The organism is Actinomyces sp. oral taxon 897, assembly GCF_002999235.1.
In the GTDB taxonomy this organism is placed as follows: domain Bacteria; phylum Actinomycetota; class Actinomycetes; order Actinomycetales; family Actinomycetaceae; genus Actinomyces.
In genome coordinates, this window is sequence record NZ_CP027236.1 from 806072 (window position 1) to 832830 (window position 26759).

The window sequence follows — 26759 nt, forward strand, 5'->3', positions numbered from 1 at the left end:
CGGGGCCGGGCCGCCCCCCGGGAGACAGCACCCCCGCCCCGGGCCCCTCACACGTCCAGGCCGTAGAGGATGGTGCCGCGGGTGGCGTGGTAGCCCAGGCCCTCGTACAGGTCGACGGCCCCGCTGGGGTTCTCCGAGTCCACCCCCGCCGCCGCGTAGTCCATGCCGTCGGCCGCGTAGGCGCGCATGGCCGCCGTCAGCAGGGCCCGGCCCACGTCCCGCCCGACGTACTGGGCGCGCACCCCCAGCATGTCCGTGTAGCCCTCGGACCACCCCAGGGCCTGCCAGTCCTGCTCGTAGCGGGCGCTGCGCAGGTAGCCGGCCACCCGGTCCCGGTCCCCGGAGCGGTCCACGGCCACCAGGCTCCAGGAGGGGGCGAAGAAGGCGCGCCCCACCGACCACTCCTCGGGGGTGAGGACCTGGTTGCCCCACCCCTGGCCGATGACCTCGTTGTGGGCCCGGCGCACCGCGTCCTCACGCTCCGCCGTCCAGGGCTCGATAGTCAGGAACCCGTCGGTCCGCACGTGCGGGATCGGCTCGCTCAGGGACCTGCGCACCTCCCGGTACCAGCGCCGGGGCTCGAAGCCGAGCTCGGCCAGGTGGTCCTTGAGGCCCTCGTCGTCCTCCATGACGGTGGTCACCACGTGGGCGGGCACCGGCCTGCCCCCCTCCGGGGACGCCCGGCCGCTGCGCTCGGCCCCCACCAGGTGGCGGGCCCGCTCGGCCTGCCAGTGCAGCAGGGCCATGCCGATGCCGCGCCTGCGCCAGGCGGGGTCGACCACCCCGCTCATGGAGGCGAAGATCTCAGCGGCCGGGCGCAGGCGCACCAGCCCGAAGGCCCGCATGAGCCCGTCCTCGTCACGCCCGGCCACCCCCGAGTAGGTGGGGTCGAGGAAGTACTCGGCCGTCTCCTCCGCGCTGGTGCGGAAGGGAGGGTTGTCAGCCTGCTCCGCCCGGGCGATGAGCGCGGCGAGGTCGGTGTTGTCCGCGGGCCCCAGCGGGGACCAGCTCAGGAGGCGGGGTAGGGCGGAGCGCAGGCCGGGTCGGAGCATTGACCAGGCGGTACCCCGCCGGGGGCCGCCGTAGACGGGAGTCAAGGGGACCTCCTGGGGTCGGTGTGGCTGCCAGGCTACCGCAGGGACGTTACCGTCCCGTGACCTTTGCCCCGGGGCGCCCCGGGCGCGGGTCAGGCGTCGATGCGCTCGCGGTCGATGTCCCTGGCACCGGCGATAATAAAGTCCCGGCGGGGCTCGACCGACGCGCCCATGAGCAGCTCGAAGACGCCCTCGGCCTCGGCCAGGGCGGCCTCGTCCTCCACGGTGATGCGCCGCAGGGTGCGGTGCCCGGGCTCCATGGTGGTCTCGGCCAGCTGGTGGGCGTCCATCTCCCCCAGGCCCTTGTAGCGCTGGGGCTCCTTGAAGGTGCGCCCGGCCCTCTCCAGGCGGCGCAGGGTGTCCACCAGCTCGGCGTCGGAGTAGGTGTAGATGACCTCCTTGCGGCGCCTGCCCTTGGCGGCCACCTCCACCCGGTGCAGGGGCGGGACGGCCGCGAAGACCCGCCCGGCCTCCACCATGGGGCGCATGTAGCGGAAGAAGAGGGTCAGCAGCAGGGTGCGGATGTGGGCGCCGTCCACGTCGGCGTCGGTCATGAGGATGACCTTGCCGTAGCGGGCCGAGTCCAGGTCGAAGGTGCGCCCGGACCCGGCGCCCACCACCTGGATAATGGCCGAGCACTCGGCGTTGCGCAGCATGTCGGCCTGGGAGGCCTTCTGGACGTTGAGGATCTTGCCGCGGATGGGCAGCAGGGCCTGGAACTCGGAGTTGCGCGCGTTCTTGGCCGTGCCCAGGGCGGAGTCGCCCTCCACGATGAACAGCTCGCAGGAGCCCACGTCGTCGCTGCGGCAGTCCGCGAGCTTGGCCGGCAGGGTGGAGGTCTCCAGGGCGTTCTTGCGCCGGGATATCTCCTTGTGCACCCGGGCGCTGACCCGGGCGCGCATCTCGCCGACGACCTTCTCCTGCAGGGCCCGGGACTGGGCCTTGAGGTCCCGCTTGGGGCTGGTCAGCAGGGCGGTGAGCTCGGCCTCGACCACCTTGGCCACGATGGCGCGCACCGGGGCGGTGCCCAGGACCTCCTTGGTCTGCCCCTCGAACTGCGGCTCGGGCACGCGCACCGTGACCACGGCGGTCAGGCCCGCCAGGATGTCGTCCTTCTCGATGCGGGGGTCCTTGGTGGTGACCTTCAGGGCCCGGGCGTTGGACTCGATCTGCCTGCGCAGCACCCGTACCAGGGCCTGCTCGAAGCCGGTCAGGTGGGTGCCGCCCATGGGGGTGGCGATAATGTTGACGAAGGACCGCTCGGTGGTGTCGTAGCCGATGCCCCAGCGCAGGGCCACGTCCACGGCGCAGGTGCGCTCCACCTCCACCGGGCGCAGGTGCCCGCTGTCCTGGTCCAGCTGCTGGACGGTCTCGGTGTAGGTGCCCGACCCGGTCAGGTGGAGGGTGTCGGTCACCGAGGCGTCGGTGGCCAGGAAGTCCACGAAGTCGGCGGTGCCGCCCCTGGCCAGGAAGGTCCGCGCCTGGCCGGGGGCGTGCTCCGGGTCCCCCGGGCGCTCGTCCACCAGGCGCAGGGTCAGGCCCGGCACCAGGAAGCTGGTCTGGCGCAGGCGGGCGGCCAGGGCCGCGGCGTCGTAGTCGGTGGGGGCGGGGAAGATCTGGGGGTCGGCCCAGTAGCGCACGCGGGTGCCGGTGACCCCGCGCCCGACCCTGCCGACCACCCGCAGCTCGGTGGCCCGCGTGTACTCCGTGAAGGGCGACCCCGGGCCGGGCAGCGGGGTGCCGTCGGGGCCGACGGGGTCGGCAAAGACCCCGGGCACGCCGCGGTGGAAGCTCATGGCGTAGGTCCTCCCGCCCCGGTCCACCTCCACGTCCATGCGCGCGGCCAGGGCGTTGACCACCGAGGCGCCCACCCCGTGCAGGCCGCCGGCCGCCCCGTAGGAGCCCCCGCCGAACTTCCCGCCGGCGTGGAGCTTGGTGTAGACCAGCTCCACGCCGGTCAGGCCGGAGGAGGGCTCGACGTCCACGGGCACGCCCCGGCCGTTGTCGCGCACCTCGAGGGAGCCGTCGGCGTGGACGGTGACGCCGATGGTGTCCCCGTGCCCCTCCAGGGCCTCGTCGACGGCGTTGTCCACGATCTCCCACACGCAGTGCATGAGGCCGCGCTGGTCGGTGGAGCCGATGTACATGCCGGGGCGTTTCCTCACCGCCTCCAGTCCCTCCAGGACGGACAGGTGCCGGGCGGAGTACGAGTTGTCTTGGGCCACGGCGCGAATCTAGCCCACATCCGTCGAACACGTGTTCTGCCGCGCCGCCCGTACCTTCCCCGCCCCCGGCGCCTGCGCCGTCGGCGTAAGCCGTGCGCCGGAGGCGGACAGAGGCGCGGAACCGGGCACGACGGCCCCCTGGCGTGCTGCAATGCAGCCATGAACGCGATGAGCGCCCCTGTCACCGCACCGGCCGTGCCCGCACGGGTCCAGGACGTCCCCGCCGCGACGACCCGGCCGACCTCCCGCCCCCTGACCAGTGCGGACCGATGTGACGTCTGCAACGCCCAGGCCTACGTCCGGGTGGTCCTGGGCCGGGGCGAGCTCTACTTCTGCGGACACCACGCCCGGGCGGCGGGGGCGCGCCTGCGCGAGGCCGCCCTGCTCTACCAGGACGAGACCAGCCGTCTGGCCGCAGGCTAAGGTAACCCCTATGGCCCCCTTCCCCTTCCTCGGCCGCGCTCCGAAGCCGGACGAGCCGGACCCGCTCGTGCCCACCCCCATCAGCCAGCAGCGGCTCATCGACCTGTTCAGGAGACAGGACTGGCACTACTTCATTGACTCCGACGGCGACCTGGGCGGGCAGTGGGACGACGTCACCTTCTACTTCTTCATCACCGGCTCCGACGACGAGCTCCTGGTGATCCGCTCCCAGTACCCCGGGACGGTCGACCCCGCCCGGGTGGGGACCGTCCGCGACGTCCTGGAGGACTCCCACCGGCGGCGCCCCTTCCCCAAGAGCTGGTACCGGATGGACGACGAGGGCCAGATCCGGGTCATGGCCTCCAACGCCTTCGACTGCGAGATGGGGGCCACCGACGACCAGCTGCTCCAGCACGTACGGTGCTCGATCGGGACCTCCCTGACCCTGTACGAGTCCATGGACAAGGCCCTGGGCCGCTAGGGGCCCGGCCCGCCCTCACCCACCCTCACGGAGAAACGGAGAACCCTCATGCCCTGGTTGTCCCGGGCCAGCAGCCCGACGTCGGAGCCCGCCCAGCGGGTCAGCCCCCTGACCAAGGAGCGGGTGGCGGCGATCTTCGACGAGCGGGGGTGGCGCTACAGCGAGGACGACGACGGTGACCTGACCGCCGTCTGGGACGGCGACTTCTTCTCCTACCTGCTGCGCGGCGACAACAACGAGATCCTCAACGTCCTGGGGTACATCAAGGAGGACATCCCCATGACCAGGCTCGACGAGGCACGCTTCGCCCTGGACGAGTGGCACCGGGACCACCTGTGGCCCACCGCCTTCTGGCGGGAGAACGACGACGCGGGCCTGACCTTCTCCATCGGCGCCGCCGTGGCCATCGACTGGGAGCACGGGGTGACCGACAAGCAGATCTACCTCCAGCTGGACTGCGCCATGTCCACGATCCTCAAGTGCTTCGACGACGTCCGCTCCCGCCTGGGCATGGAGCAGCCCAGCTAGCCCCTCCCCTTCAGCAACGTGCCTTAGTCATGGGCGACGTACCTTAGTCACCGGTGACGTACTCTAAGGGTACGTTCCCGGTGACTAAAGCACGTCCCCGGTGGACGGGCGGGTCCGGGCGGGGCGAGGGCGCCCGTGGCGGCCGCTAGCCGCGCACCACGCGCCAGCCGCACCCCTCCAGGGCCCGCTCCAGGCCGGCGGCGGCCCCGGGCACCACGGACAGCAGGGCCAGGCCCGCGCTCTGCCCGGCGGAGTGCTCCAGGGAGAAGTCCTCGATATTGACCCCCGCCGCACCGACGTCGGAGAACAGGCGCCCCAGCTCGCCGGCGGAGTCGGGGACCAGGACCTGCACCCGGGCGTAGCGGCGCGGCGCCCCACCGTGCTTGCCGGGGATGCGCGCCTGACCGGTGTTGCCCCGCCTCATGACGTCGGTGACCGCCCCCACGGCACCGGGAGCCGCGACGGCCCCCTCCCCGCCGACCTCGCCGGCGGCCGGGGCCACCCCCTCAATGAGCCGCTCCAGGTCCGCGGCGACCTCCCGCAGCAGCCCGACCACCGGCCCCGCGTTGGCCACCACGATGGCCGACCACAGGCGGGGGTCGGAGGCGGCGACGCGGGTGACGTCCCGCAGCCCCTGGCCCGCCAGGGCCAGGCAGGACTCGGGCAGCCCCTCCAGGCGGGCCGCCACCAGGGAGGATACGAGCTGGGGGACGTGGCTGACGGCCGCCACCGCGGCGTCGTGCTCGGCGGCGCCCATGCGCACCGGGGTCGCCCCCACGTCCACGGCGAGGTCGCGGACGACCAGCTCGGCCCGGGCCGACGAGCCGTCGGCGACCACCACCCACGGGCGGCCCGCGAAGAGGTCGGAGTCCGCCGCCGCGGCCCCCGAGCGCTCGCGGCCGGCCATGGGGTGGCTGCCCACGTAGCGTCCGGACGCCGCCCCCCCGTGCCGGCGGACCCGGGCCACCACCTGGTCCTTGACGCTGGCGACGTCGGTGACCACGGCGTGGGGGTGGGCGGCGAGGGCGTGCAGGACGACGTCGGCGGCCACGTCCGGGGGTGTGGCCACGACCACGAGCCGCGGCTCGGCGTCGCCCGGGCGGCGGGGGCGCCCGGCGCCCATGTCGCGGGCCAGGGCCAGGGAGGTCGGGGAGGTGTCGGAGAGCTGGACCTCCACGCCGGCGGCGCTCAGCGCCAGGGCCAGGGAGGTACCCAGCAGGCCGGTGCCCACCACCAGGACGGGGCCCTGCGTGGCCGTGCGCCGGGCCGGGGGCGCACCGTCCTCAGGGCCCGGGGGGCGCTCCCCCGGCTCCGTCCTCGGGTCCGGGTCCGTCCCCCCGCCCGCCTGGTCCGTCCTCCCGCCCGCCGGGTCCGGGACGTCGGGGATCCCCGAGGTGCTCACAGCCCGACCTCCCTCTGGAGGGAGACGACCTCCTGGGAGGTCAGCGCACGCACCTGCCCCGGGCGCAGGCCCGCCAGGGTCAGCGGCCCCAGGCGGGTGCGGGACAGGCGCACCACCGGGTGGCCCACGGCGGCCAGCATGCGGCGCACGACCCGGTTCCTGCCCGAGTGCAGGGTGATCTCCACGATCGAGCGGCGCGGGCCGGCTTCCTTGACCACCACGCGGTCGGCCCGGGCCGGGCCGTCCTCCAGCTCGATGCCGCGCCTGAGTTTGCGGGGCACCCACGGCGCCACCCTGCCCTCCACGATCGCCACGTAGGTCTTGGCGATCTCGTAGGAGGGGTGGGTCAGGCGGTGGGAGAGCTCACCGTCGTTGGACAGCAGCAGCAGCCCCTCGGTCTGGGTGTCGAGGCGGCCGACGTGGACCAAGCGGGGCCGCTCCCGCACGCCCAGCTCCTGGGCGTGCTCGTCCAGGTAGCGCTCGGCCAGGCCGGCCACGGTGGGACGCCCCTGGGGGTCCTCCATGGTGGTGACCACGCCCGCGGGCTTGTGCAGCATGACCGTCAGGACGTCGGGGTCGGCCAGGAGGCGGGAGCCGTCCACCCGGATCTCCTGGGAGGCGGGGTCCACCCGCATGCCGGGCTCGCGCACGGTCACCCCGTCCACGCTCACCCGCCCGGCAGTGATCATGGCCTCGCTGGCGCGCCTGGAGGCCACGCCCGCGTGGGCCATGACCTTGGCCAGACGCTCCCCGCCGACCACGTAGGGGTCGTCCTGCCCGCCCCGGGACGCGCGCTGGCGCCGGGTGAGCTCCCGGGCCTCCTCGTCCTCCCCGATGGCGTCCTGGTCGAAGGAGGCCAGGGCACCGGCGCCAGCGGAGCCGTCAAGCTCCTCCAGGTCGTCCTCGTCGTAGAACTCCTCGCTACCCAGCTCCCCTACCGGTGCGACCTGGTCAAAGGTACGTCGCGTACTCATGGGCCTCCCCTGCTCGTGTCTACCCGCCCGTGGCCTGGGGCGCCGGGCTGCGGTCCAGGCCCCATCATGCCCGAGACCGCCGGCGTCCGCCCCGCCCACCGGCACGTCCTCCAACCGGGCGCCCTGGCGCGCCGCCCCGCCCACCGGCGCCTCGGGGCAGCCCCGGGGCGGCCTCTGCCCGTCGTCCAGGTCCAGGAGGCGCTCGACCTCGTCCTGGCCGACCTCACGCACCTCGGGGTCCTCACTGGCCAGGGCCCGCTCCGCGACCCAGGCAACCTCGTCGTACAGGCCGAAGTGGTAGAGGATGCCGGCGTGGCAGCGGTAGTCCCACCAGTCGAGCCCCACCGGGGTGGACAGCTCCCTCCTGACGCAGGGGGCCACCACCTGGCAGATCCCCCGGCGGCCCAGCCGCCCCAGCAGGCGCAGCACCCTCTCGCGGTACCTGAGCACGGTCGACCAGTACACCAGCGCGGGCGCCAGGACCCTCACCCCGGCGGTATCCAGGAACCCCGCCGCGGACAGGGCCTGCTCCACCGAGACGCCCCCACCGCCCCGCGTCCTGGTGGTCAGGCACCGGCCCAGGACCCCCATCACCCGCCCTGACACGTCCCGGGGAGCCAGCAGGGAGCACCCCGCACGCCACCTGTCCGCAACCCCCACCACCCGCCCGACCGGGCCACCGACCTCACACCCGTCACCTGATCTTGACATACTTCTGCCATCCCATCGACTTGACCCTCGCGCTGAAGCCATCAAACGTCATCCACCTTCCCCGGCCAGGAACAGCACCGCCTCCGACCCCACCACCACGAGAACACGCGGCGGGCCCCAGCTCATCCCACGAGGACCTCCTCCCCGCGACCAGGCCCTGCCCTGCTCACGCTGTACGGCGCGCAGCGGAACATTTTGTGCACAGGGTAACCAATTGCGCACAAAGTGACCTAGATTCGTTACCTTCTGCGCAAAACGTTACCCTGTGCACAAAATGTTCCGCCCTGTACAAAGTACGGCATACCTCGAAGGCGACCTTCTGGGTACTACCCTGTGCCGTCCTCCGACTGGTTGAGCTTGCCGACGGTAGGCAACCAGCATGGGGCGTTAAAGGGGTAGGCAGAGGCTCAGCCGTCCAGCTCGGCGTCGAGCTCGTCCAGGGACCCGGCCCCGGGCAGGTAGGGGGCCAGGGGCGGCAGGTCCTCCAGGCTGTCCAGGCCGACCAGCTCCAGGAAGTCCTCGGTGGTGCGGTACAGGACGGCCCCGTTGGGCTGGGTCCCAGCCTCCTCGACCAGCCCGCGCGCCTGGAGGGTGCGCACGACGCCGTCCACGGCCACGCCCCGGATCGCGCTGACACGTGAGCGGCTCACGGGCTGGCGGTAGGCGATGACCGCCAGGGTCTCCAGGGCGGCCTGGCTCAGGCGCGCGGTGGCCCCGCCGATGACGAACCCCTCCACCACCCGACAGTAGGCAGGCGCGGAGGCCAGGCGCCACCCGCCTGCCGCCCGCCGCAGCACGAACCCCCGGGCCCGGCACCCGGGCACCTCGCCGCGGTACTCGGCGGCCAGGCGCACCAGGAGCCGCTCCACCTCGGTGGCCCCCAGGCCCAGGGCGGCCGAGAGCGCCCTGGTGGTCACCGGCGCGTCGGAGACAATGAGGACGGCCTCCACCGCCGCCAGAAGACGCTCCTGGCCCCCCGGGGCCAGCGCAGCCTCCTCCCTCAGGGCAGCCTCCTCCCCCTGGGCGGGATCCCCAGCAGGGCGTACGCTCACGTGAACTCCTCCTCCACCTCGGGGGCCACCAGCCCGGTCAGGTCGGACGCCGGGCCGCACCAGGTCACGGCGATCTCCCCCATGGCCTCGGCCTGCTCCAGGTCCACACTGCCCTGACGGTACAGCACCAGCAGCGCCAGGAAGCGCGCCACCACCACGGAGGCGTGGTCGGCGTCCCCTATGAGCTCGCTGAAGGCCAGGCGCCCGGCGCCCCGCAGCCGCAGGGCGATCAGGTTCATCTGCTCCCCCACCGCGACCCGCTCGTGGAGGTGGACGGTCTGGACCTCGGGCGGCCCCGGGCGGGTCAGGGCCCGCAGGGCATGCCGGGCCAGGTCCTGGGGGCTGAGCGTGCCGACCAGGGGCGGCAGGAGGGCGGCCAGGTCAGGGGCCAGGACGACCCGCCTGGGCACGCTGCGGGCGCCGTCGCGTACCGCCCGGGCGATGGCACCGGCCGCCTCCTTGTAGGCCCGGTACTGCAGGAGACGGGCGAAGAGCAGGTCGCGGGCCTCCAGGTACTCCATGTCCGCCTCCTCCTCACCCGGCTCCTGGGGCAGGAGGCGGTGGGCCTTGAGCGCCACGAGGGTAGCGGCCACCACCAGGAACTCGCTGGCCTGCCCCAGGTCGGGTGAGGTGCGCATGAGGGTCAGGAAGTCGTCGATGACCTCCGCCAGGGCCAGCTCGGTGACGTCCAGGCGCCTGCGGGCGATCAGGGTCAGGAGCAGGTCGAACGGGCCCTCGAACTGGGGCAGCGCCACCAGGAAGCCCGACAGGCGGGTGGGTCCCTGCCCCCCGGCCTCCGTGCCCGGCAGCGGTACCGGCGGCCCGTCGGCCTGCGCCGTCGTGGTCCCGTGCCTCTCAGGCGACATTGCCTCGGACAATGACCTCCCTGGCCAGGCGCCGGTAGGCCTCGGCGCCGGGGTGGCTGGGCGCGTAGCTGGTAATCGGCTCCGCCGCCACGGAGGCGTCGGGGAACTTGACGGTGCGACGGATCCGGGTGTCGTAGAGCTTGTTCCCGAAGGCCTGCTCCAGGCGCTCAATGACCTCGCGGGAGTGCAGGGTGCGCTGGTCCACCATGGTGGCCAGGATGCCGTCAATCTGCAGCCGCGGGTTGAGGCGGTCACGGACCCTGTCCACGGTCTCCACCAGCAGGGCCACGCCGCGCAGGGCGAAGAACGCCGTCTCCAGGGGGATGATGACCCCGTGGGAGGCGGTCAGCGCGTTAATGGTCAGCAGTCCCAGGGAGGGCTGGCAGTCCACCAGGATGACGTCGTAGTCGTCCGTGACGGGACGGAGCACCCTGGCCAGGGCCTGTTCCCTGGCGACCTCGTTGACGAGCTGGACCTCGGCGGCGGACAGGTCGATATTGGCGGGCACAATGTCCATCCCCGGCGCCGATGTGGGGCGGACGGCCGAGCGGATATCCGGTCGCGGGGCCACCAGGAGCTCGTAGATCGTCTTGTCGACCTCGTTGGCGTTAATTCCCAGGCCCGCGGAGGCGGCTCCCTGGGGGTCAAAGTCCACAATGAGGACCCGGCGCCCGTACTCCGCCAGGGCCGCACCGAGGTTGATCGTCGTCGTCGTCTTGCCGACACCTCCCTTCTGGTTACACATTGAGATAATGCGAGCCGGCCCGTGGGACTCCAGGGGCGCTGGCGCCGGGAACTCCTTGTCGGGGGGCTCTGGCAGGTCATCAGGACCAGACTGGATGGGGTCATTCACACACCCAGCCTAACCCAGGGCGCTGAAAACTAGCCGAGAGCCCGAGGATGGCTAGTGACGTAGACCTCACGCAGCTGGTCGATGGTGACCTTGGTGTAGATCTGGGTCGTGGTCACCGAGGCGTGGCCGAGCATCTCCTGGACCACGCGCACGTCCGCCCCCCCGGCCAGGAGGTGGGTGGCGAAGGAGTGGCGCAGGGTGTGCGGGGAGACGGGCCGCTGGCTGCCGGTCCCCTTCCTGCCGCCCAGGCCCGCCCGGGCGGCCGCCGCCTGCAGCACCGCCCAGGCGCTCTGGCGGCTCAGAGGACGCCCCAGGGTATTGAGGAACACCTCAGGTACCCCCTGGCCGCGGCTGGCCAGGGTCGGGCGGCCCCGGACCAGGTAGGCGTCCAGGGCCGACCAGGCGTAGGTGCCCATGGGCACGATCCGCTCCTTGCGCCCCTTGCCGAACAGGCGCAGGCAGCCCGAGTCAGGATCCAGGTCGTCCACCACCAGGCCCACGGCCTCCGAGATACGTGCGCCGGTAGCGTAAAGGAGTTCCAGGAGGGCCCGGTCGCGCAGCCCGACCGGGGTGTCGGCGTCCCCGGCGGCCTCCAGGAGGGCCTGGGTCTGGGGGACCGTCAGCGCCTTGGGCAGGCGCCGCCCCACCTGGGGCGGGTGGACCCTGGCGGAGGGGTCCTCGGTGGCCTCGCCCTCCTGGAGGACGAACTGGTGCCACCCGCGCAGGGCGGTCACCGCCCGGGAGGCGGAGGAGGTGGCCAGCGCGCTGCCGCCGTCCGCCCCCGTGCGCAGCGTCTCCAGGTAGGCGGTCACGTCGGCCTCGGTGGCCTGGCCCAGCGTCCCGCGGCCCCGGGCGCGCAGGAAGGAGGCGTAGCGCCTCAGGTCGCGGCGGTAGGCGCCCACCGTGTTGGTAGACAGCCCCCGCTCGACCTGGAGGTGGGAGAGGTAGCCGCGCAGGGAGCGCTCCAGCGCGTCCCCGCGCGGGCCCGGGTGCGTGGTGGTGCTAATGGCCGTACCCGGTCAGGCGTACCTGGTCAGCAGGCCCAGGCCCACAATGGTGGCCACCCAGATCAACGCCACGCTCACCGTGATCCGGTTGAGGTTCCGCTCGGCCACGCCCGAGGAGCTGGCCACCGAGGAGACCCCGCCGCCGAAGACGTCGGACAGGCCCCCGCCCTTGCCCTTGTGCAGCAGGATCGTCAGGATGAGGAAGAAGCTCGACGCCACGAGCAGCACCTGGAGGATGGTGCGGAGGATGTCCACGCTCGTCCCTTTCGACAGGAGTGAGGATCTTAAGGAGACGGAACCGGCCCGTCCAGGGTGACTCTACCTGAGAGCGGGGCGGGCCCGGGCACCGGTGAGGGTGCCCGGGCCCGCCGGGGCCGGTGGCGCCGAGGACGCCACCAGGATCTCAGGCGTAGAAGTTCGCCATGGCGGCGAAGGAGTCGGCCTTGAGGGAGGCGCCTCCCACCAGGGCGCCGTCGACGTCGTCCTGGGCCATGAGCTCCTTGATGTTGCCGGGCTTGGCGCTCCCGCCGTACAGGACGCGGGTGGCCTCGGCGGTGGCGTCCCCGTAGTCGGCGCGCAGGGCCTGACGGATGGCGTGGCAGACCTCCTGGGCGTCGGCGGCGGTGGCGGTCTCGCCGGTGCCAATGGCCCAGATGGGCTCGTAGGCGATGACGATCCTGGCGACGTCCTCACCGCTCCAGCCCTTCAGGGCGGCGCGGATCTGGGCCAGCACGAACTCCACGTGGGTGCCGGCCTTGCGCACCTCCAGGGCCTCGCCGCAGCACAGGATCGGCGTCATGCCGGCGTCCAGGACCTTGCGGGCCTTGGCGCCGACCAGCTCGTCGGACTCGCCGTGGTACTCACGGCGCTCGGAGTGGCCCATGACCACGTAGGTGCAGCCGAGCTTGGTGAGCATGGCGGTGGAGATCTCGCCGGTGTAGGCGCCCTTGTCGTGCACGGAGACGTCCTGGGCGCCGTACCTGATGCTCAGGGAGTCGGCGTCGACGACCGTCTGCACGGTGCGCAGGTCCGTGAACGGCGGGATGACGACGACCTCGCACCTGGCGTAGTCGTGGTCGTGGTCCGACAGCTCCATGGCCAGGCCCTGGACGAGGTGGTTGGCCTCGAGGTGGTCCAGGTTCATCTTCCAGTTGCCCGCCATGAGCGGGGTGCGGTTGCTCATTGGTCTCAGCCCTCCAGGACAGCGATACCGGGGAGGGTCTTGCCCTCCAGGAGCTCCAGGGAGGCGCCGCCGCCCGTGGAGATGTGGGAGAAGGTGGACACGTCGAAGCCGAGCGTGCGCACGGCGGCCGCCGAGTCCCCGCCGCCGATGACGCTGAAGGCGTCGGAGTCGGAGACGGCCTGGGCCACGGCCTTGGTGCCCTCGGCGAAGGCCGGGAACTCGAAGACGCCCATGGGGCCGTTCCACACCACCGTCTTGGAGGTGGCAATGGCCTCACCGAAGAGCTTACGGGTCTTGGGGCCGATGTCCAGGCCCATCTGGTCGGCCGGGATCTCGGTGGAGGGGACCACCGTGGCCGGGGCGTCGGCGGCGAAGACCGGGGCCACCACGGTGTCCACCGGCAGGAGCAGCTCCACGCCGTTGGCCTTGGCGGTGTCCAGGTAGCCCTTGACGGTCTCGACCTGGTCCTTCTCCAGCAGGGAGGTGCCCACCTGGTAGCCCTGGGCCACCAGGAAGGTGTAGGCCATGCCGCCGCCGATGAGGAGGCGGTCGGCCTTGCCCAGGAGGTTGGCGATGACACCGAGCTTGTCGGAGACCTTGGAGCCGCCCAGGATGACGGTGTAGGGGCGCTCGGGGTCCTTGACGGCCCGGCCCAGGGACTCGATCTCCTTGGCCACCAGCAGGCCGGCGGCGGCGGGCAGGAGCTTGGCGACGTCGTAGACGGAGGCCTGCTTGCGGTGGACCACGCCGAAGCCGTCGGAGACGAAGACCTCGCCCAGGGCGGCCAGCTCCTTGGCGAAGGCGGCGCGAGTGGCATCGTCCTTGGAGGTCTCGGCGGCGTTGAAGCGCACGTTCTCCAGCAGGACGATCTCGCCGTCCTTCAGGGCGGCGACCGCGGCCTTGGCGGAGGGGCCCACGGTGTCCTCGGCCAGGGTGACGTGCACGCCGGTGACCTCCGCCAGGCGCTTGGCCACCGGGGCCAGGGAGTAGTCGGGGTTGACCTTCCCCTTGGGGCGGCCCAGGTGGGCCACGATAATGACCTTGGCCCCGGCGTCCAGCAGGGTGCGCAGGGTCGGCAGGGCGGCCTGGATGCGGCCGTCGTCGGTGATGTTCTTGTCGGCGTCGAGCGGGACGTTGAAGTCGGAGCGGACCAGGACGCGCTTGCCCTTGAGGTCGCCCAGGGACTCGATGGTCTTCATGAAACCTCTCATCGGTGGTGGGTTGGATGGCGGGGCCGCCGTCGGCCCCAGGGGCGGGGCCCTGACCGTGAGGCCTGGGTCCCTGAGCGGACTGCGCCCGCGCACGGGGGTGTGCGCGGGCGCAGTCTCTAGAGAGTCATGCTCTCGTCCGGCCTCAGGCGAGCTTGGAGCCGACCAGGGCGGTCAGGCGGACCAGGGCGTTGGAGTAGCCCCACTCGTTGTCGTACCAGGACAGGACCTTGACGAGGTTGCCGATGACCTTGGTCTCGGTGGCGTCGAAGATCGAGGTGTGCGGGTCGCCCATGATGTCGGTGGAGACGATCGGGTCCTCGGTGTACTCCAGGACACCCTTGAGCTCACCCTCGGCGGCCTTCTTGACGGCGGCCTTGACGGCCTCGACGGAGACCTCCTTCTCGGCCACGAAGGTCAGGTCGGTCAGGGAGCCGGTCGGGGTGGGGACGCGCACGGCCAGGCCGTCGAACTTGCCCTTGAGGGCGGGCAGGACCAGGGCCACGGCCTGGGCGGCACCGGTCTTGGTGGGGATCATGTTCAGGGCGGCGGCGCGGGCGCGACGCAGGTCCTTGTGCGGGGCGTCCAGGACACGCTGGTCACCCGTGTAGGAGTGGATGGTGGTCATAATGCCGCGCTCGATGCCAAAGTTCTCGTGGAGGACCTTGGCCAGGGGGGCGAGGCAGTTGGTGGTGCACGAGGCGTTGGACACGATGGTCATGTCGTTGGTGTAGTCGCCGTCGTTGACGCCCATGACGAAGGTGCCGTCGACGTTCTTGGCCGGGGCGGAGATGACGACCTTCTTGGCGCCGCCATCCAGGTGGGCCTTGGCCTTCTCACCGTCGGTGAAGAAGCCTGTGGACTCCACGACGACCTCGACGCCGAGCTCGCCCCAGGGCAGGTCGGCGGGGTTGCGCTGGGCAAGGACCTTGATCTTCTTGCCGTTGACGATGATGCCGTCCTCGTCGTGGGAGACCTCGCCGTCGAAGCGGCCCTTGATGGAGTCGTACTTCAGCAGGTGGGCGAGGGTCTTGGTGTCGGTGAGGTCGTTGACGGCGACGACCTCGATGTCCGCACCCTGCTCGAGGGCGGCGCGGAAGAAGTTACGGCCGATGCGGCCGAAGCCGTTGATACCAACGCGGGTGGTCACTTTGTGTCCTCCTAGTGCGCCGGCAGGCGCACGGTGTCGTGGGTCTTCACACACGGTGTGTGCCCCGGACCTTGTGGGACGGATCCCTTATCTATCCGGCAGGGCCGAGTTTAGCGTGACGGACCCCTCCTTCGGGGACACTTGGCACGCCAGGGGCGAACAGGAGGGGATTGACCAACGTTTGACAGGTCCGCGACCGCCCCGGCGGGACCCTGGTCCTAGACGGCCTGGCGACCGACCGTCCGGACGGGAGGGGCCTAGAGGTCGAGCATGTCCTGGGTGAGGACCGACTCGGTGTCGGGCACCCCCAGCTCCTGGGCCCGCTTGTCCGCCATGGCCAGCAGGCGGCGGATGCGCCCCGCGACGGCGTCCTTGGTCAGCGGCGGGTCGGAGTACTGGCCCAGCTCCTCCAGGGACGCCTGCTTGTGCTCCAGGCGCAGGCGCCCGGCCTCGGCCAGGTGGGCCGGCACGTCCTCGCCCAGGATCTCGAAGGCGCGCTCCACCCGCGCCCCGGAGGCGACGGCGGCCCGTGCCGAGCGCCGCAGGTTGGCGTCGTCGAAGTTGGCCAGGCGGTTGGCGGTCCCCCGGCTCTCCCGGTGGCTGCGCCGCTCCCCCCAGACCCGGTAGGCCTCGTGGGCGCCCATGCGCTGCAGGAGGATCCCGATCCCCTCCCCGTCACGGACGACGACCCGGTCCGAGCCGCGGACCTCACGGGCCTTGGCGGCGACGTCGAAGCGCCGGGCCGCCCCCACCAGCGCCAGGGCCGCCTCCGACCCCGGGCAGGTGACCTCCAGGGAGGAGGAGCGGCCGGGCTCGGTCAGCGATCCCCGGGCCAGGAAGGCCCCGCGCCAGGCCGCGGCCGCCGCCGTGCGCCCGCCCTGGACCACGGCCACCGGCATGCCGCGCACCGGCAGGCCCCGGGTGTCGACCAGGCCGGACAGGCGGGCCAGGTCCTTGCCCCGCTCGGCCACCCGCAGCACGTAGCGCGAGCCCCGGTGCAGGGAGCCCCCCTGGATCATCATGACCTCGGACTCGATCCCGTAGAGCTCGCGCAGGTCACGGTGGAGGCGGCGCAGGGCGCCGACGTGGTCGAGCTCGACCTCCACCACGATCTTCCCGGCCACGATGTGCAGGCCGCCGCCGAAGCGCAGCGTGGCCGCCAGCTCGGCGCGGCGCACGGCGGAGGCGGTGGTGCTCACGTGGGCGAGCTCGTCCTTGACGATGACCGTCAGCGACATGAGGCAGGATCTCCCTAGGTTAGGTTGAGGACGGGGCAGGGTGGCCGACCCGGGGCCGGCCGCGCCGGGCTCAGGTGTCGAGGTCGGAGACGACGCCGTCGAAGGCGTCACGGAAGGCGGCTGCCAGCCGCAGGGGGTCATGGTGGCACATGGACTCCCCCGTGCGCACCTGGCGCAGCAGCAGGGACGCGCCCAGGTCCGAGGCCACCCGCTGGAGGTCGTCCACGTCGCCCACGGCCATCGGGTCGGCGACGACCGTGTCCAGCCGCAGGCCGGGGGCGTACTCGGCCAGGACCCGCAGGTGGTCGGCGGCGCTCATGCCGTCGGTCTCCCCCCGCTGCACGGTGAGGTTGAGGACCACCGCCTTACGGGCCCGGGTACGCTCCAGGGCCTGGCGCATGGCCGGCAGGATGAGGTGGGGCAGCACCGAGGTGTACCAGGAGCCGGGCCCCATGACCACCCAGTCGGCCCGCTCGATGGCCCGCACGGCCTCGGGGTGGGCGTCCGCGTCGGTGGGCACCACGCTGACGTTCTCCAGCCGCCCGGTGCTGGTGGCCACCGCCACCTGCCCGCTGACGCGGCGGCGCTGGCCCCCGTCCACCACGTCCGCCTCGATGACCAGCGGGGAGGCGCTCATGGGGACCACCCGCCCGTGGATGGCCAGGAGGCGCCCCACCCAGTCCAGGCCCTTGATTTCGTCGTCGAGCAGCTGCCACAGGGCCAGGATGAGCAGGTTGCCCAACGCGTGGTTGTCCAGCTCCCCGTGGCCGGCGAAACGGTGCTGGAGGACGTCCCTCCAGGTCAGCCCCCACTCGGAGTCGTCGCACAGGGAGGCCAGCGCCATGCGCAGGTCCCCGGGCGGCAGGCAGTCGAACTCCCGGCGCAGCCGGCCCGAGGAGCCGCCGTCGTCGGCCACGGTCACCACGGCGGTCAGGCGGTGGGTGACGTGCCGCAGGGCCCGCAGGGTGGCCGACAGGCCGTGCCCCCCGCCCAGGGCGACCACCGCGGCGCCCTCCTCCCCGCGCAGGGGCCAGCCTGCGGCGTCGAGCATGGTCCCGGTCTTGCGGGTGACTCGCTGGGGCATGTCACTGCCTCCCCAGGTCCCGGTGCTGGACCACGACGTCCAGGCCGCGGGCGCGCAGGCGGGCGGCAATGCGCTCGGCGGAGGCCACGGAGCGGTGCCTGCCGCCGGTGCAGCCCACGGCGAGGGTCACGTAGGGCTTGAGCTCGTCGAGGTAGCGCGGCAGGGCCGGGGCCAGCAGGTCGGCGTAGGCGTCGACGAAGGCGGCGGCGCCGTCCTGGGCGAAGACGTAGTCGGCCACGGGCGCGTCGCGGCCGGTGAGGTGGCGCAGCTCGGTGACCCAGTAGGGGTTGGGGATGAAGCGCACGTCCAGGACGTGGTCGGCGTCCAGGGGCAGGCCGTGTTTGAAGCCGAAGCTCACGACGTTGACCTGTAAGGCGATGTCGGACTCGTCGGCGACCAGGTCGCGGACTTGGCGGGCCAGGTCGTGGACGGACAGGTCGGAGGTGTCGATGACGGTGTCGGCCATGGAGCGCAGGCCGCCCAGCAGGGTGCGTTCCTTGGTAATGCCCTCCAGGACCGAGGTGGTGCCCAGGGGGTGGGGGCGGCGGTTGGACTCGAACCTGCGGACCAGGGCGGCGTCGGAGGCGTCCAGGAACAGGAGGCGGACGTCGGTCCCGGACTCGCGGACCTGGCGGAGGTAGGTCATGAAGGAGGCGAAGAACTCCCGGCTGCGTACGTCCACGACGGCGGCCAGGCGGTGGACGCCGGCGCCGACGGTGGTCATCATGCCGGCCAGGGCGGGCAGGAGCTGGGGCGGGATGTTGTCCACGACGTACCAGTCGAGGTCCTCCAGGGCCATGGCGGCCCGGGAGCGGCCCGCGCCCGACATGCCGGTGACGATAATCATCTCGGGGCGCCCGGCCGGGGAGACGGGCGGGGCCGCGGCGTCCATGGCGGGGATCTCCGCGGGTACGGTGTCCGGGCGGGGCGAGCGGGTGCGTGGGGGGCGTGCCCGTGGGGGGCGGTCCTGGGCGTCCATACCACCACCTTCTCACGGACGGCCCTGGCCGCGCTGGAGTGTGGCTACCGGTGTGTGGCGCCGGTAGCCTGGGCGGTGTCGTCCCTACCGTTTGCCAAGGAGCATGATGAGCGACGTCGTTGCCGCCCCCCACGGGGGCCCGGGAGCCCCGGTTATCGGTACCCCCTGGACGGGCTGTGCCACCAGGGTCGCGCTGCTGGGGGCGGGTGAGATCGGTAAGGAGGTGGCGATCGCGCTGACCCGCCTGGGCGTGGAGGTCACGGCCATCGACCGCTACGAGGGCGCCCCGGCCCAGCAGGTGGCGCACAACGCGCTGACGGTAGACATGGGTGACCCGGCGGCGCTGACCGCGGCGGTCCTCTCCAGCGGGGCGGACGTCGTGGTCCCCGAGATCGAGGCGCTGGCCACCGACGCCCTGGTGGCCCTGGAGGCCGGGGGGCGGGTGCGGGTGGTGCCCACGGCCCGGGCCGTGCAGCTGACAATGAACCGGGAGGGGATCCGGCGGCTGGCGGCTGAGGAGCTGGGGCTGGCCACCAGCCCCTACGCCTTCGCCTCCGGCCCCCAGGAGCTGGCTCGGGCGGCGCAGGACGTGGGCTTCCCCTGCGTGGTCAAGCCGGTCACCTCCTCCTCGGGCCACGGGCAGTCGGTGGTGCGCGGCCCTGACGAGCTCGCCGCGGCGTGGCGCCATGCGGCCGATGACGGCCGGGTGGACCGCGGGCGGGTGATCGTCGAGGGGTTCGTGGACTTCGACGCCGAGGTCACGCTGCTGACGGTGCGCTCGCGCGACCCGCGCACCGGCGGGACGGTGACGGGCTTCTGCGCCCCCATCGGGCACAGGCAGGTGGGTGGGGACTACGTGGAGTCCTGGCAGCCCCAGGCCCTGGCCCCGGTGGTCCTGGAGCAGGCCCGGGCGGTGGCGCAGCGGGTGACGGAGGCCCTGGGCGGCTGGGGCGTGTTCGGGGTGGAGCTGTTCGTCCGCGGCGAGAAGGTGCTGTTCTCGGAGGTCTCCCCCAGGCCCCACGACACCGGCCTGGTGACGTTGGCCAGTCAGCGTCTGAACGAGTTCGAGCTGCACGCCCGGGCCCTGCTGGGGCTGCCGGTGGACACCTCGCTGCGCTGCCCGGGCGCCTCGGTGACGATCAGGGCCGGTGGGGACTCGGCGCCGGGCCAGGGGGTGAGCTTTGCCGGCGTGGAGGCCGCGCTCGCCGTTAAGGGCGTCGACCTGCGCCTGTTCGGCAAGCCCGAGGCGCACCCGGGCCGGCGCCTGGGGGTGGTGGTGGCGTGCGCCGAGGACGTGGGTACCGCCCGGGCCCGGGCGGCGACGGCGGCCGCGTCGGTGCGTCCCAGCGTGTGAGGCGCGCCGGGGCCCGCGCGGGCCCCGGGGGACGGCCCCGGCCGGTACCTGACCGAGCCTCTGGTGGCCGGGCCAGGTACCGGGCTGTGCCGGGCTGTGCGCTGTGCCGGTCAGTCCTGCGCCCCGGTGCGCTCCACCAGGGTGGCCCCGTTGGAGGCAATGAGGTCGCGGTACCAGTAGAAGGACTTCTTGCGGTAGCGCTCCAGGGTGCCGGTGCCGTCGTCGTGGCGGTCCACGTAGATGAAGCCGTAGCGCTTGGACATCTGGGCGGTGGAGGCCGAGACCAGGTCGATGCAGCCCCAGGAGGTGTAGCCCAGGACCTGGACGCCGTCCGCGATCGCCTCGCGGACCTGAACAAGGTGGTCGTTCATGTAGTCGATGCGGTAGCCGTCCTCGACGGTGGGGCCGTCGGGGCCCTGAACGAGGACGTCCTTGGCGCCCAGGCCGTTCTCCACGATGAACAGCGGCTTGCCCCAGCGGTCCCAGTAGTCGTTCAGGATGGTGCGCAGGCCCAGCGGGTCAATGGCCCAGCCCCACTGTGAGACCTTAAGGGTGGGGTTGACCACCCCACCCATGAGGTTGCCGCCCCCGGACTCGCGCTCCCGGGAGACGGTCTCGCAGGAGGACATGTAGTAGGAGAAGGACACGAAGTCCACCGTGTGCTCGGCCAGCAGCGCCCGGTCGGCCTCGGTGACCTCCAGCTCCACCCCCTTCTCGGCGAGCTTGCGCAGGAAGTAGCCGGGGTAGGCGCCGCGCACGTGGACGTCGCCAAAGGCGTAGTTGTCGCGCTCGGCCTGCTTGGCCGCCCACACGTCGCGCGGGTCGGGGGTCAGCGGGTAGAAGGGGATGGCCAGGATCATGCAGCCCACCTGGATGCCGGGATCGACCTCGTGGGCGATGCGGGTGGCGGCCGCGGAGGCCACGAGCTCGTGGTGGATGGCCTGGTAGAGGTCCTGCTCGCTGAGCTCCTCCTTGGGGGTGTTAATGCCCCCGGACATAAAGGGCTCGTGGAGCACGGAGTTGATCTCGTTGAAGGTCAGCCAGTACCTCACGCGCCGCCCGTAGCGCTCGAAGAGGGTCCGGGCGTAGCGCTCGAAGAAGCCGACCATGCGCCGGTCGGCCCACCCGTCGTAGGTGCGGGCCAGGTGCAGGGGGGTCTCGTAGTGGCTAATGGTCACCAGGGGCTCGATGCCGTACCTCTCGAGCTCGTCCAGGACCCGGTCGTAGAAGGCCAGGCCCTCCTCGTTGGGCTGCTCCTCGTCCCCGAGAGGGAAGATCCGCGACCAGGCGATGGAGAAGCGGAAGACCTTGAAGCCCATCTCCGCGAAGAGGGCGATGTCCTCCTTGTAACGGTGGTAGAAGTCGATGGCCTTGAGCTTGAGGTTGTCCGGCGTGGGCTCCTGCGTGCGGGGCCTGACAATGCCCCCGGGCATGACGTCCTGGACGCTCAGGCCCTTGCCGCCCTCGTTGTAGGCGCCCTCGAGCTGGTTGGCGGCGGTGGCCCCGCCCCACAGGAAGCCGTCGGGGAAGGCAGGGGTAGTGGCTGTCATGGTGGTTGTCGTCCCTTCGTTGCTGTCGTTCCGGATGCGCCTGCGTCCTCAGTGGTCGATCTCGACCACGGTGGTGGCGGTGGTGACAGGGCCGTCCACGACGGGCACGACGGCGCCCAGGGAGGCGGTGTTGGTCACCACCAGGACGGTCGTGGGGTCGTAGCCGGCCTGCCGCACCGCGGCCAGGTCCACGTCCACCAGGGGGTCGCCGCGGTCCACCCGCTGCCCCGCGCCCACCCTGGGGCTGAAGCCCTCGCCCTTGAGGTTGACGGTGTCCAGGCCGACGTGGACGAGGACCTCGACGCCGTCGTCGGTCCTAATGCCGTAGGCGTGGCCGGAGTCCATGGCGGTCACCACGGTGCCCGCCACCGGGGCGCGCACGTGTCCGTCGGAGGGGACGATGCCGACGCCGTTGCCCAGCGCCCCGGAGGAGAAGACGGGGTCGGCCACCTTCTCCAGGGGCGTGGCGGTGCCGGCCACGGGCGCGGTCAGGGCGGTGGTGGGCTCGGCGTCCGACGCGGTCGTCGGCGCGGCCGGGGCCTGCGGCCTGCCCTCCACGGCGTCGTCCTTGACCCCGAAGAAGAAGGTGAGGGCGAAGGCGATAAAGACGGCGAGGACGACGCCGAAGGCCCACAGGGGGAAGTTCGGGGTCTCGAGGTAGGCGGGCAGCCCGATGAGGGACGGGAAGACCCCGGCCTGGGAGACGCGGCCTCCGGCGATGGCCCCGATGGCGCCGCCGATGGCGCCGCCGACGACACCGAAGTAGAAGGGGAGCTTGCGCGGCAGGTTGACACCGTAGATCGCGGGCTCGGTCACGCCGGCCAGGAACCCGGACAGGGACGCCGGCCCGGCGAGCCCCTTCGTCTTCTTGTCCCTGGTGCGGATCATGACGGCGAGGGTCGAGGCGGCCTGGGCGAGGACAGCCGCCTCGATCGGGCCGTAGATCAGGGAGTAGCCGTTGGACGTGATCTCCTGGGTCATAATCGGCACGAGGCCCCAGTGCAGGCCGAACATGACGAAGACCTGCCAGAACCCGCCGATGACGATCCCGCCGACGACGGGGACAGTGACGAAGAGCCACTGGACGCCGGAGGCGATGCCGTTGGCGATGATCGTGGTCACCGGGCCGATCGTGAGCAGGGTGAGCGGGACCATAATGAGGACCGTGATCCACGGCGTCATAAAGTTGCGGAAGGAGCTGGGGATAAAGCGGTTGCAGCAGCGCTCGACGTAGCCCTGGACCCACACCGCGACAATGATCGGGAGCACCGACGACGTGTAGCTCATAATGACGAGCGGAATACCCATGAAGGTGTGCGAGGCCCCGTCGTTCATGGCGATGATGGAGGGGTAGACGAGGGCGCCGGCGATCGCCATGGCGGTGAACTGGTTGGTCTTGAAGTGGCGTGCCGCCGTGACCGCCAGGACGAGCGGGAGGAAGTTCATGAACGCGTCCGCGGCGGCGTAGAGCACCTTGTAGGTGTCGGACGTGTCACTGATCCAGCCGAAGGTGAGGAACATGGCGAGGAACGCCTTGAACAGGCCGGTTCCCGCCAGCGTCCACAGCATCGGGGAGAAGATCGCGGAGACGAGCCCGATAAAGGCGTCGAGCGGGTTGCGCCTCTCCTTCGGCCCGCTCTCCCCCGAGTCCGCGCCCAGGCCGGGGAGGAGCCTCGTCAGCTCCTCGTAAAGGATGGGCACGTCGTTGCCAATGACCACCTGGTACTGGCCGCCGGCCTGGACCACGGTAACCACCCCGTCGAGCGCCTTAATGCCCTCGGTGTCGGCCTTGGAGACGTCCTTGAGGACGAAGCGCAGGCGGGTGGCGCAGTGGTTCATGGCGGAGACGTTGTCCTCACCCCCCACGCGCTCCAGCAGGCGCGGCGCCAGTGCCGCGTAGTCCGTCTTCGCCATTGGTATCCTCCTTGATCCGGCGAACCTGTGCGGGGGAATAAAAAAGACCCGAGACCCCGCAGCGTGTCAGCGCATACGTGCCTCAGGTCTTGCCCCCTCGGGTCACAATCCTGGGAGCCCTCACGGGCCCGTGGTTATTCTACGGCGACCGGTACCCTGCCGGACAGGTCTCACGCATATGATCCACCTCACCTTCATGGCCGGTCGGCGGGCGTGCGGCGGCCGCGTCCTCGAGACGGGCCACGTGCACCGTCAGGTAGGCGACCTCGTCCTCGGAGACGGTGGTACCGAGCCTCAGCTCGAGGAGGTCCCTGACGCGCCGGGCGACCTGGTAGGCGTGCGGCCGGGCCTGGCACAGCGCGGCCCCGATGGTGGAGGCGGCGCCGTCGGCGACCTGGATCCCGCTGCGGGCCCGGGCCAGGAAGTAGCGCAGGTGCGCCGCGAAGCGGGCGACGTCAATGGAGTCGGGGTCGAGGCCGCTGCCGTAGGCGGCCCGGAGGACGTCCAAGACCTGGCCGATGAGCCGCGACCGGCGGGCGGCCTCCCGGGTCGAGCGCGCCCCGACGGCGGCGGTGAACAGGTGGAGGGCCAGCGCGACCGCCTCCCCCGCGGGCAGCTGCACGTCCTGGGCCGCGTTGAGCTCGGCCACCATGGCCTCGGCCAGGGCCAGCTCCTGGGGGTGGAGGTGGGCGGCCTCGGCGCGCAGGGGGTAGTCCATGACCAGTCCCTGGCGTACCCGCTCCATGGCCTGGTTGACGTGGTCCACGACCGCGACGATGGTGGAGGAGGGCACCCCGGTGCCCAGCTCCCGGGCAGCGCGCCGGAAGACGCGCTCAATGAGGGCCAGGCGCTCCAGCGGGATCCCGGCGATCACCTCGGCCACGGACTCGGCGTTGTCGGCCGGGACGTAGCGGCGGGCGACGAGCGAGGCGTCCACGTCCTGGCCGGGCCTGCGCCCGAAGCCGAGGCCGCGGCCGGTGAGGATGGCCTCACGCCCGATCTCGTCGCGCGCCAGTACGACGTTGTTGTTCAGGACCCTCAGGATCACCATGCCCTGATTGTGCCACGAATCACGCGAAAGTCCTCACGGGGGCGTCCTTCTGTCACGGGGCCCGGAGCCGCCGGGCGCGGGGCCCGGGCCGTTGAGGTAGGCCAGGATCGTACCCGCCAGGGCCTCCCCGATGCCCCTGACCCGGGTGAGGTCCTCCACGCTGGCACCGCGTAGGCGCCTGACGCTGCCGAACTCCTTGAGCAGCGCGGCCTGGCGGGCGGGCCCCAGGCCGGGGACCGAGTCCAGGACCGAGCGGGTCATGCCCGCCGAGCGCTTCTTACGGTGGTGGGTGATGGCGAAGCGGTGAGACTCGTCGCGCAGGTGCTGGAGCAGGTAGAGGGCCGGTGAGGTGCGGGGCAGGATGACGGGGAACTCCTCGCCCGGCACCCACACCTCCTCCAGGCGCTTGGCCAGGCCCACCAGGGGTACCTCCACGCCCAGGTCGTCCAGGACGGCGCGCACGGCGCGCACCTGGGGCAGGCCGCCGTCGACCACCACCAGGCTGGGGGCGTAGGAGAAGCGTCTGGCGCGGCCGGTGGCGGGGTCGATCGGGCCGGAGGCAATGGGGAGGCCGTCGTCATCGACGGGCGTGCCGTCGACGGTCCCGGCGCCCGCGTCCCCGGGCCCGGCGCCCTGCTCGGCGACGAGCCGCCTAAAGCGGCGGGCGAGGACCTCGGCCATGGCGGCGGTGTCGTCCACCGCCCCGGCCCCGTCCTGGCCGCGGACGGTGAAGCGGCGGTAGTCGGCCTTGCGCGGCGCCCCGTCCTCGAAGACGACCATGGAGGCGACCTGGTAGGTGCCCTGGGTGTGGGAGACGTCGTAGCACTCAATGCGCAGGGGGGCCTCGGGCAGGTCGAGGGCCTCGGCGAGCTCCTCCAGGGCGGCCGAGCGCTGGGTCAGGTCCCCGGCCCGGCGGGTCTTGTGCAGGCGCAGGGCCTCCTCGGCGTTCCTGCGCACCGTGTCCATGAGGGCGGCCTTGTCACCGCGCCGGGGGACGCGCACCTCCACCCGGCCCCCGCGCAGGCCGCAGAGCCAGTCCGTGACGGCCCCGGCGTCCTGGGGCAGGACCGGCACCAGGATCTCGCGGGGCACCGCGGTGGTGGCGGTGTGGGCCACGTCGTCCACGCTGGTGGCCGCCCGGCGGGCGGGCCCGGGGGCGGGGTCGGCGCGCGGCGCCGGGTCGGCGGGGGCGCGCTCCCCCACGCCCAGGCTCGTGGTGGGGCCAGAGCGCGGGGGCGCGCCCGCGTCCCGCGCCCCGGGGCCCGGGTCGGCGGGGTCGGGCAGGGCCCCGTAGACCTGCTGGAGCAGCCTGTGGACGAGCTCGGCGTCACCGGGGGCGTCCACCAGGTCGATGACCCACCCGCGCTGCCCGCGCACCCGCCCGCCCCGGACGTGGAAGACCTGGACGGCGGCGGTGAGCTCGTCGCGTACCAGGGCGAAGACGTCGGCGTCGGTGGCGTCGGGCAGGACGACGGCGTTGCGCTCGACGACCTTGCGCAGGGCGGCGGCGTCGTCGCGCAGGCGGGCGGCCCTCTCAAAGTCCAGGGCGGCGGCCGCCGCCCTCATCTCGGACTCGACCTGGCGCAGGTAGGGGCCGGTGCGCCCGGACATGAAGGCGCACAGGTCCTCGGCCAGGGCGCGGTGCTCCGCCTGGCTGACGCGACCCACGCAGGGGGCGGAGCACTTGTCGATGTAGCCCAGCAGGCAGGGGCGCCCCGAGGCCTGGGCGCGCCGCAGGACCCCGGGGGCGCAGGAGCGCACCGGGAAGACCCGCAGGAGCTGGTCGAGGGTCTCGCGTATGGACCAGGCCTGCACGAAGGGGCCGAAGTAGCGGGTCCCGGCCCTGCGGGCCCCGCGCACCACCTGGACGCGCGGGTAGGTCTCGGACATGGTGACCGCCAGGTAGGGGTAGGACTTGTCGTCCTTGTACATGACGTTGAAGCGGGGGTTGAACTCCTTGATCCAGGAGTACTCCAGCGCCAGGGACTCCACCTCGGTGGACACCACCGTCCACTCCACGGCGGCCGCGGTGGTGACCATGGTGCGGGTGCGCGGGTGCAGGGCGGACAGGTCCTGGAAGTAGCTGGACAGGCGGGCGCGCAGGCTCTTGGCCTTGCCCACGTAGATGACGCGGCCCTGACCGTCCAGGAATCGGTAGACGCCCGGCGCGGCGGGGATCTCCCCGGGAGCGGGCCGGTAGGTGGACGGGTCGGCCATGCACGGCAGCCTACGGGCTCCGCCCCCGTCGGCGCCACGGCCCCGGGCCGGGTGGCCCGGGGCGTCCCGGTGGCCCTGCTGCACACCGTCGGCGCCACGGCCCCGGGCCGGGCCCACGGGCTGGGCAGGCAGTGGTGGTCCATGGGGCGCGCGGCCCCGGTACGAGGGCGGGGGCTCCGGGTCGGAGCCGGGCACCGGGCCCGGGTATGGTGGTG

At 72.3% G+C, this 26759-nt stretch carries 23 protein-coding genes; 4 read left to right on the plus strand and 19 right to left on the minus strand.

Going from position 1 to position 26759, the window contains the following annotated elements:
- Positions 1 to 47 precede the first annotated feature (47 nt).
- Together C3V41_RS03290 and C3V41_RS03295 are read right to left on the minus strand one after the other, a co-directional pair.
- On the minus strand, positions 48 to 1097 hold the full coding sequence (locus C3V41_RS03290) for a GNAT family N-acetyltransferase (RefSeq protein WP_254423660.1): 1050 nt from the start codon (positions 1095 to 1097) through the stop codon (positions 48 to 50).
- An 89-nt stretch (positions 1098 to 1186) separates the two neighbouring features.
- Positions 1187 to 3319, minus strand: coding sequence for a DNA gyrase/topoisomerase IV subunit B (locus C3V41_RS03295; protein WP_254423661.1), 2133 nt, complete (start codon positions 3317 to 3319; stop codon positions 1187 to 1189).
- A gap of 159 nt (positions 3320 to 3478) precedes the next feature.
- On the opposite strand from C3V41_RS03295, the gene C3V41_RS03300 reads away from it, so the two are divergent.
- The 3 genes from C3V41_RS03300 to C3V41_RS03310 are packed head-to-tail and all read left to right on the plus strand — an operon-like array spanning position 3479 to position 4751.
- Positions 3479 to 3742 (plus strand): DUF7455 domain-containing protein, encoded by a 264-nt coding sequence (locus C3V41_RS03300; RefSeq protein ID WP_106109092.1) that lies wholly within the window; start codon positions 3479 to 3481, stop codon positions 3740 to 3742.
- A 10-nt stretch (positions 3743 to 3752) separates the two neighbouring features.
- Positions 3753 to 4223, plus strand: a complete 471-nt coding sequence (locus C3V41_RS03305) for a YbjN domain-containing protein (protein WP_106109093.1) — start codon at positions 3753 to 3755, stop codon at positions 4221 to 4223.
- A 48-nt stretch (positions 4224 to 4271) separates the two neighbouring features.
- Positions 4272 to 4751 carry a YbjN domain-containing protein gene (locus C3V41_RS03310; RefSeq protein ID WP_106109094.1) on the plus strand — a complete coding sequence of 160 codons (480 nt, stop codon included), beginning with the start codon at positions 4272 to 4274 and terminating at the stop codon, positions 4749 to 4751.
- Between the two features lie 145 nt (positions 4752 to 4896).
- Here the strand turns inward: C3V41_RS03310 and C3V41_RS03315 are convergent, their stop codons facing one another.
- From C3V41_RS03315 to rapZ, 13 genes are all read right to left on the minus strand, one after another.
- Complete coding sequence (locus C3V41_RS03315; protein ID WP_254423713.1) at positions 4897 to 5988, minus strand: prephenate dehydrogenase; 1092 nt, start codon at positions 5986 to 5988, stop codon at positions 4897 to 4899.
- Between the two features lie 161 nt (positions 5989 to 6149).
- The gene (locus C3V41_RS03320; protein WP_106110635.1) at positions 6150 to 7127 is read right to left on the minus strand and encodes a pseudouridine synthase; all 978 of its coding nucleotides are present in this window, start codon (positions 7125 to 7127) and stop codon (positions 6150 to 6152) included.
- 1118 nt (positions 7128 to 8245) lie between these two features.
- Entirely contained in the window at positions 8246 to 8824 is a 579-nt protein-coding gene (scpB, locus tag C3V41_RS03325; RefSeq protein ID WP_106110636.1) for an SMC-Scp complex subunit ScpB, read from the minus strand.
- A gap of 62 nt (positions 8825 to 8886) precedes the next feature.
- Positions 8887 to 9756, minus strand: a complete 870-nt coding sequence (locus tag C3V41_RS03330; RefSeq protein ID WP_106109095.1) for a segregation and condensation protein A — start codon at positions 9754 to 9756, stop codon at positions 8887 to 8889.
- Positions 9746 to 10609, minus strand: coding sequence for a ParA family protein (locus tag C3V41_RS03335; protein WP_106109096.1), 864 nt, complete (start codon positions 10607 to 10609; stop codon positions 9746 to 9748). The genes C3V41_RS03330 and C3V41_RS03335 overlap by 11 nt, the downstream gene beginning before the upstream one ends.
- 29 nt (positions 10610 to 10638) lie before the next feature.
- Complete coding sequence (gene xerD, locus C3V41_RS03340) at positions 10639 to 11565, minus strand: site-specific tyrosine recombinase XerD (RefSeq protein WP_106109097.1); 927 nt, start codon at positions 11563 to 11565, stop codon at positions 10639 to 10641.
- A gap of 63 nt (positions 11566 to 11628) precedes the next feature.
- On the minus strand, positions 11629 to 11871 hold the full coding sequence (gene secG, locus C3V41_RS03345) for a preprotein translocase subunit SecG (protein WP_106109098.1): 243 nt from the start codon (positions 11869 to 11871) through the stop codon (positions 11629 to 11631).
- A gap of 148 nt (positions 11872 to 12019) precedes the next feature.
- Positions 12020 to 12799: a triose-phosphate isomerase gene (gene tpiA, locus C3V41_RS03350; RefSeq protein ID WP_106109099.1), complete on the minus strand. Its 780-nt coding sequence runs from the start codon at positions 12797 to 12799 to the stop codon at positions 12020 to 12022.
- A 5-nt stretch (positions 12800 to 12804) separates the two neighbouring features.
- The gene (locus C3V41_RS03355; RefSeq protein ID WP_106109100.1) at positions 12805 to 13998 is read right to left on the minus strand and encodes a phosphoglycerate kinase; all 1194 of its coding nucleotides are present in this window, start codon (positions 13996 to 13998) and stop codon (positions 12805 to 12807) included.
- Positions 13999 to 14152: 154 nt separating this feature from the next.
- Positions 14153 to 15157 (minus strand): type I glyceraldehyde-3-phosphate dehydrogenase, encoded by a 1005-nt coding sequence (gap, locus tag C3V41_RS03360; RefSeq protein WP_106109101.1) that lies wholly within the window; start codon positions 15155 to 15157, stop codon positions 14153 to 14155.
- 257 nt (positions 15158 to 15414) lie between these two features.
- Positions 15415 to 16395 carry a DNA-binding protein WhiA gene (gene whiA / locus C3V41_RS03365; RefSeq protein ID WP_106109102.1) on the minus strand — a complete coding sequence of 327 codons (981 nt, stop codon included), beginning with the start codon at positions 16393 to 16395 and terminating at the stop codon, positions 15415 to 15417.
- A 70-nt stretch (positions 16396 to 16465) separates the two neighbouring features.
- Positions 16466 to 17479 (minus strand): gluconeogenesis factor YvcK family protein, encoded by a 1014-nt coding sequence (locus tag C3V41_RS03370; RefSeq protein WP_174714752.1) that lies wholly within the window; start codon positions 17477 to 17479, stop codon positions 16466 to 16468.
- A 1-nt stretch (position 17480) separates the two neighbouring features.
- The gene (gene rapZ, locus C3V41_RS03375; protein ID WP_106109103.1) at positions 17481 to 18458 is read right to left on the minus strand and encodes an RNase adapter RapZ; all 978 of its coding nucleotides are present in this window, start codon (positions 18456 to 18458) and stop codon (positions 17481 to 17483) included.
- 106 nt (positions 18459 to 18564) lie between these two features.
- On the opposite strand from rapZ, the gene purT reads away from it, so the two are divergent.
- The gene (gene purT / locus C3V41_RS03380) at positions 18565 to 19812 is read left to right on the plus strand and encodes a formate-dependent phosphoribosylglycinamide formyltransferase (RefSeq protein ID WP_254423662.1); all 1248 of its coding nucleotides are present in this window, start codon (positions 18565 to 18567) and stop codon (positions 19810 to 19812) included.
- Positions 19813 to 19922: 110 nt separating this feature from the next.
- On the opposite strand, the gene C3V41_RS03385 is transcribed toward purT, so the two are convergent.
- The 4 genes from C3V41_RS03385 to uvrC all read right to left on the minus strand — a co-directional run bounded on the left by C3V41_RS03385 (position 19923) and on the right by uvrC (position 26544).
- Positions 19923 to 21362 (minus strand): glycoside hydrolase family 1 protein, encoded by a 1440-nt coding sequence (locus tag C3V41_RS03385; RefSeq protein ID WP_106109105.1) that lies wholly within the window; start codon positions 21360 to 21362, stop codon positions 19923 to 19925.
- A 48-nt stretch (positions 21363 to 21410) separates the two neighbouring features.
- Positions 21411 to 23276, minus strand: a complete 1866-nt coding sequence (locus C3V41_RS03390; RefSeq protein WP_106109106.1) for a beta-glucoside-specific PTS transporter subunit IIABC — start codon at positions 23274 to 23276, stop codon at positions 21411 to 21413.
- A gap of 139 nt (positions 23277 to 23415) precedes the next feature.
- Positions 23416 to 24327, minus strand: coding sequence for a PRD domain-containing protein (locus C3V41_RS03395; RefSeq protein ID WP_106109107.1), 912 nt, complete (start codon positions 24325 to 24327; stop codon positions 23416 to 23418).
- Positions 24328 to 24360: 33 nt separating this feature from the next.
- On the minus strand, positions 24361 to 26544 hold the full coding sequence (uvrC, locus tag C3V41_RS03400) for an excinuclease ABC subunit UvrC (protein ID WP_106109108.1): 2184 nt from the start codon (positions 26542 to 26544) through the stop codon (positions 24361 to 24363).
- Between the last annotated feature and the right edge of the window lie 215 nt (positions 26545 to 26759).

What these genes read in the sequence shown, in the direction of transcription:
- tpiA (WP_106109099.1), bottom strand. Translation starts at nt 12,799, where the DNA reads ATGAGCAACCGCACCCCGCTCATGGCGGGCAACTGGAAGATGAACCTG.
- uvrC (WP_106109108.1), bottom strand. Translation starts at nt 26,544, where the DNA reads ATGGCCGACCCGTCCACCTACCGGCCCGCTCCCGGGGAGATCCCCGCC.
- rapZ (WP_106109103.1), bottom strand. Translation starts at nt 18,458, where the DNA reads ATGGACGCCCAGGACCGCCCCCCACGGGCACGCCCCCCACGCACCCGC.
- C3V41_RS03395 (WP_106109107.1), bottom strand. Translation starts at nt 24,327, where the DNA reads ATGGTGATCCTGAGGGTCCTGAACAACAACGTCGTACTGGCGCGCGAC.
- C3V41_RS03305 (WP_106109093.1), top strand. Translation starts at nt 3,753, where the DNA reads ATGGCCCCCTTCCCCTTCCTCGGCCGCGCTCCGAAGCCGGACGAGCCG.
- C3V41_RS03355 (WP_106109100.1), bottom strand. Translation starts at nt 13,998, where the DNA reads ATGAAGACCATCGAGTCCCTGGGCGACCTCAAGGGCAAGCGCGTCCTG.
- C3V41_RS03370 (WP_174714752.1), bottom strand. Translation starts at nt 17,479, where the DNA reads ATGCCCCAGCGAGTCACCCGCAAGACCGGGACCATGCTCGACGCCGCA.
- C3V41_RS03310 (WP_106109094.1), top strand. Translation starts at nt 4,272, where the DNA reads ATGCCCTGGTTGTCCCGGGCCAGCAGCCCGACGTCGGAGCCCGCCCAG.
- C3V41_RS03330 (WP_106109095.1), bottom strand. Translation starts at nt 9,756, where the DNA reads ATGTCGCCTGAGAGGCACGGGACCACGACGGCGCAGGCCGACGGGCCG.
- purT (WP_254423662.1), top strand. Translation starts at nt 18,565, where the DNA reads ATGAGCGACGTCGTTGCCGCCCCCCACGGGGGCCCGGGAGCCCCGGTT.
- C3V41_RS03390 (WP_106109106.1), bottom strand. Translation starts at nt 23,276, where the DNA reads ATGGCGAAGACGGACTACGCGGCACTGGCGCCGCGCCTGCTGGAGCGC.
- whiA (WP_106109102.1), bottom strand. Translation starts at nt 16,395, where the DNA reads ATGTCGCTGACGGTCATCGTCAAGGACGAGCTCGCCCACGTGAGCACC.
- C3V41_RS03320 (WP_106110635.1), bottom strand. Translation starts at nt 7,127, where the DNA reads ATGAGTACGCGACGTACCTTTGACCAGGTCGCACCGGTAGGGGAGCTG.
- C3V41_RS03300 (WP_106109092.1), top strand. Translation starts at nt 3,479, where the DNA reads ATGAACGCGATGAGCGCCCCTGTCACCGCACCGGCCGTGCCCGCACGG.
- C3V41_RS03385 (WP_106109105.1), bottom strand. Translation starts at nt 21,362, where the DNA reads ATGACAGCCACTACCCCTGCCTTCCCCGACGGCTTCCTGTGGGGCGGG.